This window comes from Aminobacter niigataensis, from assembly GCF_946995915.1.
GTDB classification, from domain to species: domain Bacteria; phylum Pseudomonadota; class Alphaproteobacteria; order Rhizobiales; family Rhizobiaceae; genus Aminobacter; species Aminobacter niigataensis.
The window spans coordinates 2,948,189-2,961,229 of sequence record NZ_OX341517.1 but is presented as its reverse complement, the minus strand read 5'-3'; the positions used below and the strand labels follow the sequence as shown (position 1 = coordinate 2,961,229).

Here is a 13,041-nt window from a genome sequence, read left to right as displayed (position 1 = left end):
TTGCTTCATGACGGATTTGAAGATCGAGAGAGAGGCTCTTGGCGTCCGTCGTGGAGTGAAAAATCATGGCAAATACCGCTCAGAAGATCATTCTGTCATCCTCGCGCGACATCCCCTTTAATAAGCTCGTCCTCGCCCAGACCAATGTCCGTCGCATCAAGGCCGGCGTCTCGATAGACGATCTCGCCGCCTCAATCGCCCGCCGCGGATTGATCCAGAGCATCCACGCCCGTCCTGTGCTCGATGCCGACGGCTACGAAACCGGCATGTTCGAGGTACCGGCCGGCGGACGCCGCTATCGTGCTCTCGAAATGCTCGTGAAGCAGAAGCGCCTCGCCAAGACCGTGCCCGTTCCCTGCATTCTGGGAAGTGCAACTGGCGACATCCTCGCGGAGGAAGTCTCACTCGCAGAAAACATCGAACGCGCGCCCTTGCACGCCCTCGACCAGTTCCGGGCCTTCCACAACATGCGATTGAAGGGCATGGGCGAAGACGAGATTGCCTCGGCCTTCTTCATCTCTGTCAGTGTCGTCAAGCAGCGACTGAAGCTCGCTTCTGTATCGCCTGCCCTGCTCGACATCTATGCCGAGGACGGCATGACGCTCGCCCAGCTCGAAGCCTTTTGTGTCAACGACAACCACGCTCGCCAGGAGCAAGTCTGGGAGGCGGTGCGCGGTAACTGGTCGAAGGAGCCGTACCAGATCCGGCGCATGCTTACCGAAAATACCGTCCGCGCCTCTGACAAGCGCGCTGTTTTCGTTGGCCTCGATGCCTATGCGGCCGCCGGCGGCATCGTTTTGCGCGACCTCTTCCAAAGTGACGACGGCGGCTGGCTTCAAGACGTTCCCTTGCTCGAGCGTCTCGTCGCCGAGAAGCTCCGGGGCCTCGTCGACGAAATCACCAACGAAGGATGGAAGTGGATCGAAGTCGCTGTCAGCTTCCCCTATGGCTCGACCAATGGTCTGCGCCAATTGGAAGGAACGCTGGTCGAACTGACCCAAGAGGAGCAGGCGACCCTCGATACGTTGCATACCGAGCTCGATAAGGTCCAATCCGAGCATGAGTACGCAGACGAACTGCCCGACGACGTCGACCAACGCCTTGGTGAAGTGGAGGCGGCGATCGCTGCTTTCAAATACCCCCCGGTCCGCTTTGATCAATCTGAGATCGCGCGCGCAGGCGTCTTCGTCAGCGTCGACAGCGATGGCTCACTCCTGATCGAACGCGGCTATGTAAAGCCCGAAGACGACGCGCCGTTCGCCGAGGACGATGAAGGCGTCGAGGCGGAGATGGATGGCAACAACCCCGGCGACCCCGGCAGCGCGGTTTCACGCGCCGCCATCGGCGGCAACCTCGTGGAGGCCGAGGACGACGAAGATGGTGTCATCAAGCCACTGCCGGAACGGTTGATCGCCGAGCTCACTGCCCACCGCACCCTGGCACTTCAGGATGCTCTGGCAAATAATCCTCATGTCGCCATGACTGCGCTCCTGCACCGCCTGGTAATGGAGCGCTATCACCCCTCCGCCGCAGCCGGCTGTCTGGAGGTCACCGTTCGCCAGCATCATTATGCTATCCAAGGGATGGACCTAAAGAACACCCGATCGGCGAAGGCGATCGCTGAACGCTACGACGCATGGAAGGCGGATCTGCCGAAGGACGAGAATGCCATCTGGGACTGGATAGTAGCGCTCGACGAGCCCAGCCGCATGGCACTTCTCGCTCATTGTATCAGCTACGGCGTGAACGCAGTGTGCGAACGTGTCGATCGTTACGGTGGCCCTGGCCTCTCACAGCACGGCCTCGACTACCGCCTCGCCCAGGCAGACAGGCTCGCGCACGCTACAGGCTTCGATATGGTCGCCGATGCAGGTTGGCGGCCGACCGTCGACAACTATCTCGGCCGCGTGACCAAGACGCGCATCCTCGCGGCAGTCCGCGAGGGGGCCGGCGACCACGCCGCGACCCTGATCGACCACCTCAAGAAAAGCGAGATGGCTAGGGAGGCTGAAGGCCTGCTCGCCGCGAGCGGCTGGCTGCCCGAACCGCTGCGCTTGCCTGTCGCAGAATCGGACGTCGCACAAAAGGCGGAAAACGGCTGCGAAATGGAACTGGGCGAAGATCGTGAGATCCCTGAAACTGAAGCCGAAAACCTTCGCCATACATTAGCGGCCGAATGAACCACTCCCGCTCCCTGACTGGCCTGCCGGCGACGGCAGGCCAACTCTTTGGAAACGTCTGTCATGGCAACGGCACCACGTGATCTGGTCAGACGACTGGCAAACCAGGCCGAGGCAGTCTGCCGCCACTATCTTTCCAGCGGCCACCGCGAGGGCCACTACTGGCTCGTCGGCGATGCGCGCAACACGCCTGGCCGCTCGATGTTTGTGCGGCTCAAGGGACCGCAAACCGGCAAGGGCGCGGCAGGAAAATGGACCGACGCAGCTACCGGTGAACATGGTGATCTCCTCGACGTGATCCGCGAGTGTCGCGGTCTCATCGAGTTCAAGGACGTTGCCGAGGAAGCGAGAGCCTTCCTGGCCATGCCGCAACCAGCAGCCAGGTCGGGCAGGCGAGGCAGTCAACCAGCGTCCGCACCGGCAGTCTCGCCAGAAGCAGCGCGGCGGCTCTTTGGGATGGCACAGCCCATTGAGCGGACGCTCGTCGAAACATATTTGCGGGGACGCGGCATCACCGCTCCGCCCGACACGGACGCACTGCGCTTTCATCCACATTGCTACTATCGAGCGGATGAGCACACCTCGATGGAAACCTGGCCGGCGATGATCGCTGCTGTCACCGACCTTGGCGGCAAACTCACAGGCGTACATCGCACCTGGCTCGATCCCGGTGGCTTCACCCAAGCCAATCTCGGCCGGGCGCCGATCAATACGCCCCGGCGAGCCATGGGCGAGCTCCTCGGTCATGCCGTCCGCTTCGGCGCGGGCGGCGACATGATGGCAGCTGGCGAAGGCATCGAGACGATATTGTCCGTCCGCTCTGCGCTGCCTTCATTGCCGGGCATAGCAGCCCTCTCTGCTACACACCTCTCAGCTATCTTGTTTCCCGAAACGCTGCGGCGACTCTACGTCGCGCGTGACAACGATCCGGCGGGCGACGGGGCGGCTGTTACCCTGATCGAGCGTGCCGACGCAGCCGGCATCGAGACCGTCGTCCTCACGCCGAGCTTCGGGGACTTCAACGAGGATCTCAGGCTGCTAGGTCTCGACGAGTTGGTGGCAAGATTGCGCCTGCAAATCGCCCCGCAAGACGTCGCTCGCTTCATATCGCGGGCGGCCTGACCGGTAAGAGGACTCAAGCGTGGCAGGACTGTATCGTCCGCGTCCGCCGATGATATTGGGACCCTCGTGCGAAGAGGCCACAACCTACGGCCTTCCGGAGGGCGATCGGGCGTCAGGCCGCCGGCACCGGCAATGGCTACGGCCGACGATTTTCCGGCGCCCCTGCGGGGGTTTCCATCGCGAACAAAATCGCCGGCCTTCGCCATCCTCCACTCCGTTCCGGTCCGGCGCTAACGCGCCGGATGCAAGTCCGGACGCGCCTGCCGCCATCGTCGCCATGAAGGCCGCGATGGATGCGGCCACGAGCCGAAGGAGTACCCCCATGACCGATGAACACGAGACCGTATTCGAACCGCACCACGCCTTCCAGGAACTCCAGCTCTACGGCTATCGCCCCTTCGAGGATGAACCCGATCCGCGCCCCCTCCCCGAAGGCAACATTGTCGCCAGCAGTATCGCCGATATCTTCGACGCGCTCGTGGTAGCGCTCTCCGACACCCGCCTTGAGCCTGACCTCGAGGAACTGCTCTGGGGGACGGTCAACCTCTTCCATCGTGCCACCGACCGGATCGAACGCGAACTCGACAATAACGAACTCGCGCAACAGCGCCTCCAGCGCGAACAGGACGGTTCAGAGGTGAAATCCGTCGAACTGGAACGCCTGACGACACAAGGACAGTCTCTTCTTGAACGCCGGAACGCCTTCGAGCTGATGCGCGACCAGGGCGCCGAACATTTCCAACGCCACACCCACTCAATCTGGCGACCGCGCACCGGCTCGATGGTCAACCATCGCAATCTCACCGCAGCACTGATCGACAGCCGAGATTTCCTGGCTGCGAAGCAACGTGCGGAGAGCCAGGTTCTTCTGCCGGCCGGCCCAAAGGTCGCCTTCACCGGCGGTCTCGACTTCAACGACCATCATATCATCTGGGCCAAGCTCGATCAGGTCCACGCCAAGCACCCCGATATGGTGCTGCTGCATGGTGGAAGCCCCAAGGGTGCCGAACTGATTGCCGCCAAGTGGGCCGACAATCGCAAGGTTCCGCAGATCGCCTTCAAGCCAGAGTGGAACAAGCACGGTAAGGCCGCGCCTTTCAAGCGCAACGATACCCTGCTCGACACGATGCCGATCGGCGTCATTCATTTTCCAGGTACCGGAATCCAGGACAACCTTGCCGATAAGGCGCGCAAGCTCGGTATCCCCGTCATGAAATACGGCGGCGCGTAAGCGCCGCATTCCCTACATCGGAACCGCACGACCGAGCCCTAGGAGGAAACAAGAAGGTGTCCAGTCGGCGTTGGACAGAATTGTCAGCGTCGATCGCCTGAGCGTAGTCTTAAGGGTTCAATGGGAACTGACCAATGATTATGGAAACGGTTGCGCTGCAATGATCCTATCCAGTTTTTCACGAGACGGGCCATGGATCTTGATGAGTGATCGTGCTTGGCCGTCGGACAAGCCATATCGCTCGGCGAGGGTGTGCGCGGTGTAGGTTGCGTCCTGTGCGATCTGTCTGAATATGTCCATTTTCTGGTTTTCGTCTGGGTCGTCAATCATTGCGACTTCCTCCCGTCCGTAAACGCGGGGCGCGGCTACGGCAGGCCTAATTGCCGTCGAAGGGCACTGCTGACAGAACATAACATGGGCCCACGACGCTTCGGCGTTTAAGATTGGAAGTTGGGATCGCAAAGAGCGCGGGCGCGCAGTGAGGGACCAAGGAAGGTGTGGCTTCCCAAACTGCTTGGCCAAATCAGCGACGTCAGCAGATGAGCCGACGATCGCCATGACTGAAAGACATCGCGAAGCAGCGGACGCAACAGCGATGTGAAAGCATGGCTGACGGCCGCCGGGTAGTGGACGATATGACAATGGCTCGCATTGCCGGAATGCGGTCAGGATGCAGCGAGGTAGCCCATTGGTTCCCCCGAGATCCGTCCGCCAGCGAGCGCACCGAAGCGGCCTCTTCGATGGATGTATCTGGCCGAAGACCGGCTACGCCTCGATCGCCTTCAACGCAATGGCTTGTTACGACTTTCTTCCCCTGGCGCTACGCGGCCATTCCTCGCGCGACAACAAAGTCGCGCCAGCGCCATCCTCCGCTGACGCTTCGGCCCGTGGGTGCGCCGGCTATCGCCTGCGGCCTGTCGATCACCATCGAGACCGCAATGGTGCGGGCTCGAAACAGACAGGATCGGAGAACTACCATGGCAACCATCGGCACCTTCAAGAAGTCCGGCAATAACGAATTCACCGGCGAAATCGTCACCTTCAGCGTCCAGGCACGCAGCGTCCGCATCGTCCCCGAAACCCGCGCCTCTGGCGACAACGCTCCCAGCCACCGGGTTTTCGTCGGTCGAGCCGAAATCGGCGCCGCATGGGCCAAGTGCTCCAACGAGGGTCGCGACTATCTCGGCCTCAAGCTCGATGACCCGAGCTTCAACGCCCCGATCTTCGCTAACCTCTTCAACGACGAGGACGGTGACGGCTACAGCCTGATCTGGTCACGCCCGAGCCGCCGCAACGGCGAGTAAGCCCAGCAGGACCCGCCCGGACAATCCGGGCGGGTCCCTTTCCTCGACAGACAATGGCGACATGCCTGCCCCGGGGAAAACAGGTACTTCTCGGCTAATACCGATCAGCAACATACTTCCTCAAAAGCTCGGACACATCACAGGACAAGACGAGTTCCGTCCCTAATCGCCCCACGACATGACCAGAAGTCTCAAAACCAAAGCGGCGGTAAAGTCGGAGCGCGCTGAAATTTTCCTCGTTCACGCTCAGCGTCAAGGCGGAGCTTCCTGGACGATGAACAGCGATCCAAACCGCGGCGAGTGCCAGAGCTGCGGTGCCAATTCCCCTGCCCTGTGCCTGACGGCTGATGCGGAAGTTGTGCAGGCTGATTTCATCCGGGTTGGCCCAGGACGGCAACGCTTGCCCCTCACGCAGCATTAGGAAACCCACTGTCGTGCGTTCCACTGTGACGAGGAAAGGATGGCACGAACTTAGTTCCAGCCGCCCGCTTAGCCTCTCGAAGATCGTCGCCATGCTGCCGCCGGCGACCTCTTCGTCGTGTTCGTCCAGTTCGATGCCATCCACCGACGCAATCTCATCAAACCGGAGCAGTTTGAGTGTGATCTTCATGCGCACGCACCAACAGGGCTGCTTCGCTGATGTGGTCGCAGCGCCGTTTTGGGGCTTGCACGCATTCTATTCGGCCCTTACCAGCACGCTGCCGTCGCCAAGACCGTAGGAAAGGCGTGTGGACTGCAACGCGTCGGCGCTGATCTGGATGAGAAGAGCGACTATCCTGCCGTCAGGATGATCAAGGACCTCACCAAGGCGGGTAACCGACCAGCCAAGCTGCTCCAACCGTGCAGGCCAGAAGTCCTCACACACGACGCTCAGCTTGCCTATTCCTAACCTCAGGCACGCTTCGAGAAGCCCGCACAATACGACACCGGCCGGTTGTGACGATCTACCCGTCATTCGCAAGGACGGCACGATGAAGAATCGCGTCCATTCATAGAGATCGGCATCTCTCGGCGGTGCGCCTCTGACAAGCATTGGGAAAACATACGAAAGCAGATGCGGTTTCGTCGTCGGCACCAGGCGCGACCCGCCGACAAGGTTTCCAGCGTCGTCTATTCCAAGCAGATAGATTGTGTCCCTGGTATCGAACGCGTCGATCTCCAATGGAACCGGCCTGTCGATTTGCTGCCATTTTCGGCCCGAGACGTAGATTTCATATCGAATGCGAAAATAGCGTTCGAGATGATCCTGATACGCCTGGCGGTTCGACCAATCGACGATATGAAGCTTGAACATGACGCTCACCAGATGACGCGTACCTTGCCTGTCCAAGCTTGGCCATACTGGTTTTCTGGTATTGTCAGGGAGAGATTTCTCCGCGCCGCACGGCTTCCATAGCCGCCTGGATCGTATTCACGGCGTCGCACTTCTCTCTGACATTGCTCAAATGTCGTTCGACAGTAAATCTCGAAATTCCCAAGATGCAGGCCACGTCTTCAGCCACCTTGCCGGCCGCTATCCATGTCAGCACTTGTCGCTCTCGATCAGTCAGATTGATCTGAGGGGATTGCCCACCTCCGCCATTCAGCCGGCGCAACGCCCTGTAGGCATGGACGCAAACCGTTTCAAGGATTGGGACATCCTCAGGCAAAAGTTCGATACGTTCGCCAGCCGCCGTCACGACCGAAGGAGCGCGTCGAGGCTCATGGACAGGAACACAAAAGCCGTCCCTCAGTCCGAACTCTGCGGCCTCGCCCATGACACGCAATTGTCCAGTGGTCATCTCATTGGACGTCAGGTCACGCCAGATAAAGGGCTGCCCGACCAAACGGCTGCGTGAGGCGCACGGATCTTGAGAAAAATGCTCGCTGGCAAGGTAATGCTCAAGCCACTCAACCGGCCAGCCGTCATAGAGGATTTCGCGCTGCCAGGGCCCAACCTGCGGTGACGGCAGCCCCGTAATAAGCAGATGACGAAATCCGAACGGTCGCAAGATGTTGAGAAGTTCTTCCAAAACCTCCGCCGGATTAATCGCGGCGTCAATTCTGGCGAGCGCGCCAGTAAGGCTTGCGAACACCTTGAGGTTCATGAAACACCCTCCCAACGCTGGGTAATGCCAGCGCCGATGATGACAGGGCAGTTCAACCTCGTCAGGCCAATTCAGCGTTTTGCAAGCAGATTGCTAACTATAGGCTGCATTCCGTCGGCACCTTCAAGGACACCGGGCAAGTGATCGGCTCAACCAAGGGTCCTATCTCGATTTCCCTTCCGGCCCCGGATCCATCAGAAGCTCCGCCGGTTCTACCTCCAGCACCCTTGCCAATGCCTCCACCATATCAAGTGTCGCATTGCGGCGGCCGGCTTCAGCGCCACTTAGGTAGGCACGGGCGCAACCGGCGAGGTGAGCCAATTGCTCTTGCGACAACCGCCGTTCCCGGCGCAGCCGCTGCAGATTCAGACCGAATATCTTGCGAAGGTTCATCGCGTGAATTTGCCAAATGTGCACTATAATGCAACGCACTATAGTGCACATTTTCGTTGACACGCGCGGTATATGCTGTTTGATCGGCTGCGGGATCCAGACCAGAGATGAGGACCGGGGGGCGTCCGGATAGTCGCTAACAGCCTGATGCTACAAGCAGCGTTCGGAACGCCTTTCCTCCAATCATGCCACCCGACAGACCAATTATTGCGTAGACGGAGCTTTCGACCACATGGCGACTATTTCCGGATACAGCTGCATCCGATGTGGCTCCGAACATGCAAGCGACATCAGGATAGATTCCAGAGGATGTCCCAGGTGCGTTGAACAAGCCCCGGCAAACCTCCAACCGATCTATTCGCGCGGCGCCGATGCGGTTGACGACCATGACGTGGGGAGCGTTCTCCGCAATTCCCTTTGGCGTTACGGATCATTTCTGCCGCGCCCGAGCGGCCCGGTGGTGTCCTTGGGAGAAGGTTTGACCCCACTGCTGCCAGCAGAGCGACTTGGGGAAGCTTTGGGCGTCCCTCAGCTCTTCATCAAGGATGAGGGGCGCAATCCGACAGGGTCACACAAGGATCGATTTTCCACAGTCGCGGTGTCGATGGCGCGCGGTCAAGGGGCAAAGGTGCTGGCGACGGCGTCATCAGGCAATGCCGGCGCATCGCTGGCGGCCTACGCAGCCAGGTCTGGGCTCGGCTGTGTTGTCGCGACATTTGCCGGATCCGCTGGCCCGATGTTGTCGCAGATTCATGCCTATGGGGCTTCCGTGATCCCGATGGCCCACAAGAGCGACAGGTGGAAACTTCTTGAGCGGGCTGCCGATCGTCTCGGCTGGTTTGTCACCTCCCCCTATCAGCACCCGGTCGTCGGCAGTCACCCGCTTGGCATCGAAGGTTACAAAACGATCGCCTATGAGATTGCGGAGCAGGCGGACGGGTATCTGCCTGACTGGTGTGTGCTTCCAGTGTGCTATGGGGACGCCCTCGCAGGAGTAGCGGCCGGCTTCCACGACCTGCGCAGCAGGGGCAAGATCGAACGAGTACCAAGGCTGGTTGCCGCTGAAGTGCATGGCTCGCTTTCAAAAGCCCTCGAGAATGGCTTTGACCGCATCGAGGAACAGGAACCTTCTTTCGAAACAATTGCTCTATCGATCGGCACGACGCGCAGCACATACCAGGCGGTGAAGGCGCTACGTGACACCGGGGGTCATGCTGTCTGCGTATCCAACGAGAAGCTCATCCGCATGCAAAAGACGCTGGCTGCCAGAGAAGGTCTCTTCGTGGAACTGGCTTCGGTCGCGCCTCTGGTCGCAATCCAGGATTTGCGCGATCGGCAGATCATAGCTCCGGGGGATCGGGTGGTGGCAGTTGTGACTGCCACCGGTCTCAAGGACCTCGACATTTCAGCCAATCCGGCCGCCACCCAAGCTCCATTTGAGAGTGTCGAGGCCGCGTGGCAGTGGGCAACCGGGAGACACGGCGCAGAACCGGCTGCTGCCTGAGACTTGATAGACTTCCGACTACAGATGTTCAGCCGCACCGAAGTGTTGGTGGCAAAATGTCGTCCAGCAATCTCCTGGACCAGTCGAACCGCGTCCGTTCCATTCCGCACGATGTTCGATCGTGACAGCCGCCCGACAACTATCTCGTTTGCCGGCCCGCTTCCGGATCCTTCAGCAGGTCAGCAGGTTTTACCTCCAGCACCGTCGCCAGCGCCTCCACCATGTCGAGAGTTGCATTGCGGCGCCCAGCTTCAGCCCCGCTGAGATAGGCCCGAGCGCAACCGGCAAGGTGAGCCAGCTGCTCTTGCGACAACCCGCGTTTACGACGCAGTCGCTGCAGGTTCACACCAAATGCATTACGAAGGTTCATCGCGGGAATTTGCCGAACGTACATTGAGCGGGGATGGCAACAAATAGTTCGCCGGCAACAATCCCCAGCAGTCACGAGATATGGCGTCTGGGCAGCTCAACTGCCGCTAAGCCAATGTTCCGTCCAATAAGACAGCCACCAAGATCCAGTTGTTGGCGGGGAAGCTGGATGGCAGTGGCTAAGTGGAACAGCTTCTGCCGAGCAGGACACGACCTGAGACTGGGCTTTCGGTTGCGTTGTTTTAGCTTGTCCTGGCCGCGGAACTTCGTCCAGCAATCTCCTCGACCACTCGAACCTCGTCCATTCCCATTCGTCACGCGGCTCGATTGTAACAAGGGTTTCGGGTTCGCGAACGGGAGGACATGGCCAACCTGGGAGTGCAGCCAACCATTTGTCGTCATAGACCGTGTTGGCATGACGATGTCCTTCGTCGGGCATGATGACCGCGACGACTGAATCCGGATTGGTTCGGCCGATCCATCGGCCGACGAGAGCGGCAGCTCCACTCGTCGGGCCCATGAAGATCCCCTGGTTGCGAAAGAGCGAATGGGCGGAATGATAGGCGGGATAGGCACCAACCCAGTGTACTTCGTCGACCAGCTGATGCCGGACATTTGCCGGGATGACACTGTTGCCTAGCCCGCGCAGCATTCGCTTGCCCAGGGGTTGCCCGAACAACACGCTGCGATGCGTGTCGACAGCGGCAATCTTCAGATGCGGATAAACCTGGCGCAGGAAAGTACCGGTCCCGCACAGCGAGCCGCCAGTGCCAATGCAACCGACAAGCCAATCAACCTGGCCCATCGAACGAACGAACAGTTCGGCAAGGCGGGCATAGGATTGCCAGTTGCCCGGACTGTCGTACTGGCGCGTCCAAAAAGTATCCGGCTCATTCTCCATGACCGCCCTGAGATGTGCCAATCTGCCTGTCTGGTTCCCATCGCCCCGCTCGTCCGCAAGTGCGACCACCTTCGCGCCCAATCGTTCCAGCCTTTCCTGATACGTCTGATCGATTAGGGTCGCGGCGGTCACCAATGTGAGCCGGAACCCACGCGCTGCGGCTAGAAGGGCTACGGCCATGCCGAACGTGCCCGAGGTTGTCTCGACGATGTGTGCGCCGGCCTTCAGCTCTCCCGACTTCTCGGCCTGATCGAGGATGAAGCGAGCTGGCATCAGCTTCATCAAGGGGAACGCCGCCGCAACGACGTTTGGGCCAAGCCGCGCAAGACGCGGCGTTTCCAGCGCCCTGAAATAGTCGACGTCACAGGACATGTGCGGCCTCCTCCGCATTGATTGGGAAGATGCCGATGTCCTGGAATCCGCGGTCCCCCAATGCAGCGATGATTGTATGAAGACTCTCGCGACGCGCTGATTGGGCACTGAGCATAAGCCCGAAAAGGGATCCGCTATGCGCCACCTGGATCCCGTAAGCTTGATAGTGAGCTGCGATATCGACGACGACATCGAAATATGGCTTGGGGAGGTGCCGCTGGCTGATACGGGCGCTCATTGTCGCCGCTTGGCCAAGCAGGTGCGCATCCTGGTTGCGCACAGAACGTGCGACCATTCCTCGAAGAACGCGGAAGAGCTGGATTTCCTCGCGGCTGTACCGTGCCGGAACCAGTTCGAGCGTATCGATCCCAGCGCTGGTGTCTCCCTTGAAACCTACGAGGACAAACGGCGGCAACGACCCGCCGAAGTGCTCGAGCACCACCCCTTCCCGCTGCGCGAACAGCAACGCCTCAGCTTCAAACGCGATTGCATCTGAAGCGACTTCAGCGGCGACCGCCAACCGACTGCTCGTCGAAGGCAGCAACCTCGCGCCCAAGGCAGCCGCCACCGCTCGCACTGAAGCAATGACATCGGCCGTGGACGAGCCATAGCCATGCCCAACCGGAATATCGCTTTCGATCCTGAGACGTCCCCCAAGGGATGGATACCCGAGATGCGCCAACGCCAGTTGCGCAGCACGTAACGCCTTTTCCCGGCTGGGCGGCTCGACGCCGAGATCGCCGCTCTCATCGAGCACAATCCATGCAGTGGACCGGAGGCTATCAATTGGAAGGGTTACCAAGCCACGGTGCAAGCGCCCACGTTCGTCCTCAAATACGCCCTGAAGGAGCTCGCCGTGATGGCCAAATGCGTGACCTGTTGCCGGCTTGGTCAGCATCGTACGTCCTGGATCGTTGGCGATAACGGACATGGACCTACCTCCGAACGACTTAGTACGGTTCGAATGATGGGTCTAAGGTTTAGGCACGTCACTACCTGGAAACAGGTATTGACCTCACTGGCGGCCGCTTTCCCGTCTGCTTATACCTGACGTCAAGTTTGTTGTTCCTGCCAACCGTCTGTAAATCTTGGCGGACTGAAGGTTTGCAAACTGCCAAATGACAATGGCCTTACTCCGGTGGAGGTGATGTGTTGTACCGGATGAGCCTTCGGTCGCGCGGTGATGTAACGTTCAGTTTTTGCTTGATCTGCAAAGCTGTGATCAGAAGCCAATTCGCGAGCATTGCTACGCAAACCGTGAACCTGGTGCGTGGCGTCATCTGCTCCGGGCCCGTGCCGATTAGCTCAATGGTCGACAGTTCGTTGCATTGCTTGGCGATATCCTCGTTATCGAACGAGAGCTGGAGATGGTGGTGTGCGACCGTATTTCGGATCTCAGCAAACTTCCGCAGGTCGTTGTACCAAGCCTTTGAGATCAACCCCAGCACATAGCAAAGGTCACTTCGGGCGCTCAGCGTACCGAGAATGCCGGTATGCCCCAGCATGCGTTCGCTGGTGCTGCCCTATAAAAAGTGGTTCTCCAAGATGGATTTCAGGCAGGCATCTAAGAAGCTCGTG

At 59.7% G+C, this 13,041-nt stretch carries 14 protein-coding genes; 5 read left to right on the top strand and 9 right to left on the bottom strand.

Annotation, left to right across the window (positions count from 1 at the left end):
- The first annotated feature begins 65 nt into the window (after positions 1–65).
- The 3 genes from O1Y97_RS14405 to O1Y97_RS14395 all read left to right on the top strand — a co-directional run bounded on the left by O1Y97_RS14405 (position 66) and on the right by O1Y97_RS14395 (position 4,533).
- A complete protein-coding gene (locus O1Y97_RS14405; RefSeq protein ID WP_318761472.1) occupies positions 66–2,180 on the top strand; it encodes a ParB/RepB/Spo0J family partition protein in 2,115 nt (704 codons plus the stop codon).
- A gap of 63 nt (positions 2,181–2,243) precedes the next feature.
- Positions 2,244–3,302: a DUF7146 domain-containing protein gene (locus O1Y97_RS14400; RefSeq protein WP_318761471.1), complete on the top strand. Its 1,059-nt coding sequence runs from the start codon at positions 2,244–2,246 to the stop codon at positions 3,300–3,302.
- 322 nt (positions 3,303–3,624) lie between these two features.
- Entirely contained in the window at positions 3,625–4,533 is a 909-nt protein-coding gene (locus O1Y97_RS14395) for a DUF2493 domain-containing protein (protein WP_318764216.1), read from the top strand.
- 138 nt (positions 4,534–4,671) lie between these two features.
- Here the strand turns inward: O1Y97_RS14395 and O1Y97_RS14390 are convergent, their stop codons facing one another.
- Positions 4,672–4,863 (bottom strand): hypothetical protein, encoded by a 192-nt coding sequence (locus O1Y97_RS14390; protein ID WP_318761470.1) that lies wholly within the window; start codon positions 4,861–4,863, stop codon positions 4,672–4,674.
- Between the two features lie 647 nt (positions 4,864–5,510).
- On the opposite strand from O1Y97_RS14390, the gene O1Y97_RS14385 reads away from it, so the two are divergent.
- Complete coding sequence (locus O1Y97_RS14385; protein WP_318761469.1) at positions 5,511–5,837, top strand: DUF736 domain-containing protein; 327 nt, start codon at positions 5,511–5,513, stop codon at positions 5,835–5,837.
- A gap of 94 nt (positions 5,838–5,931) precedes the next feature.
- Here O1Y97_RS14385 and O1Y97_RS14380 read toward each other — a convergent pair whose 3' ends face one another.
- The 4 genes from O1Y97_RS14380 to O1Y97_RS14365 form a co-directional block, all read right to left on the bottom strand.
- Complete coding sequence (locus O1Y97_RS14380; RefSeq protein WP_318761468.1) at positions 5,932–6,447, bottom strand: GNAT family N-acetyltransferase; 516 nt, start codon at positions 6,445–6,447, stop codon at positions 5,932–5,934.
- A gap of 66 nt (positions 6,448–6,513) precedes the next feature.
- Positions 6,514–7,131, bottom strand: coding sequence for an acyl-homoserine-lactone synthase (locus O1Y97_RS14375; RefSeq protein WP_318761467.1), 618 nt, complete (start codon positions 7,129–7,131; stop codon positions 6,514–6,516).
- A 64-nt stretch (positions 7,132–7,195) separates the two neighbouring features.
- Positions 7,196–7,924: a helix-turn-helix transcriptional regulator gene (locus O1Y97_RS14370; protein WP_318761466.1), complete on the bottom strand. Its 729-nt coding sequence runs from the start codon at positions 7,922–7,924 to the stop codon at positions 7,196–7,198.
- Between the two features lie 162 nt (positions 7,925–8,086).
- Positions 8,087–8,317 carry a helix-turn-helix domain-containing protein gene (locus tag O1Y97_RS14365; RefSeq protein ID WP_318761465.1) on the bottom strand — a complete coding sequence of 77 codons (231 nt, stop codon included), beginning with the start codon at positions 8,315–8,317 and terminating at the stop codon, positions 8,087–8,089.
- 232 nt (positions 8,318–8,549) lie between these two features.
- On the opposite strand from O1Y97_RS14365, the gene O1Y97_RS14360 reads away from it, so the two are divergent.
- Positions 8,550–9,821: a threonine synthase gene (locus O1Y97_RS14360; RefSeq protein ID WP_318761464.1), complete on the top strand. Its 1,272-nt coding sequence runs from the start codon at positions 8,550–8,552 to the stop codon at positions 9,819–9,821.
- A gap of 139 nt (positions 9,822–9,960) precedes the next feature.
- Here the strand turns inward: O1Y97_RS14360 and O1Y97_RS14355 are convergent, their stop codons facing one another.
- The 4 genes from O1Y97_RS14355 to O1Y97_RS14340 form a co-directional block, all read right to left on the bottom strand.
- Positions 9,961–10,191 carry a helix-turn-helix domain-containing protein gene (locus tag O1Y97_RS14355; RefSeq protein ID WP_318761463.1) on the bottom strand — a complete coding sequence of 77 codons (231 nt, stop codon included), beginning with the start codon at positions 10,189–10,191 and terminating at the stop codon, positions 9,961–9,963.
- 96 nt (positions 10,192–10,287) lie between these two features.
- Entirely contained in the window at positions 10,288–11,463 is a 1,176-nt protein-coding gene (locus tag O1Y97_RS14350; RefSeq protein ID WP_318761462.1) for a PLP-dependent cysteine synthase family protein, read from the bottom strand.
- Positions 11,453–12,394 carry a GHMP family kinase ATP-binding protein gene (locus O1Y97_RS14345; RefSeq protein ID WP_318761461.1) on the bottom strand — a complete coding sequence of 314 codons (942 nt, stop codon included), beginning with the start codon at positions 12,392–12,394 and terminating at the stop codon, positions 11,453–11,455. The genes O1Y97_RS14350 and O1Y97_RS14345 overlap by 11 nt, the downstream gene beginning before the upstream one ends.
- A 199-nt stretch (positions 12,395–12,593) precedes the next feature.
- The gene (locus O1Y97_RS14340) at positions 12,594–12,968 is read right to left on the bottom strand and encodes an MltR family transcriptional regulator (RefSeq protein ID WP_318761460.1); all 375 of its coding nucleotides are present in this window, start codon (positions 12,966–12,968) and stop codon (positions 12,594–12,596) included.
- Positions 12,969–13,041 lie beyond the last annotated feature (73 nt).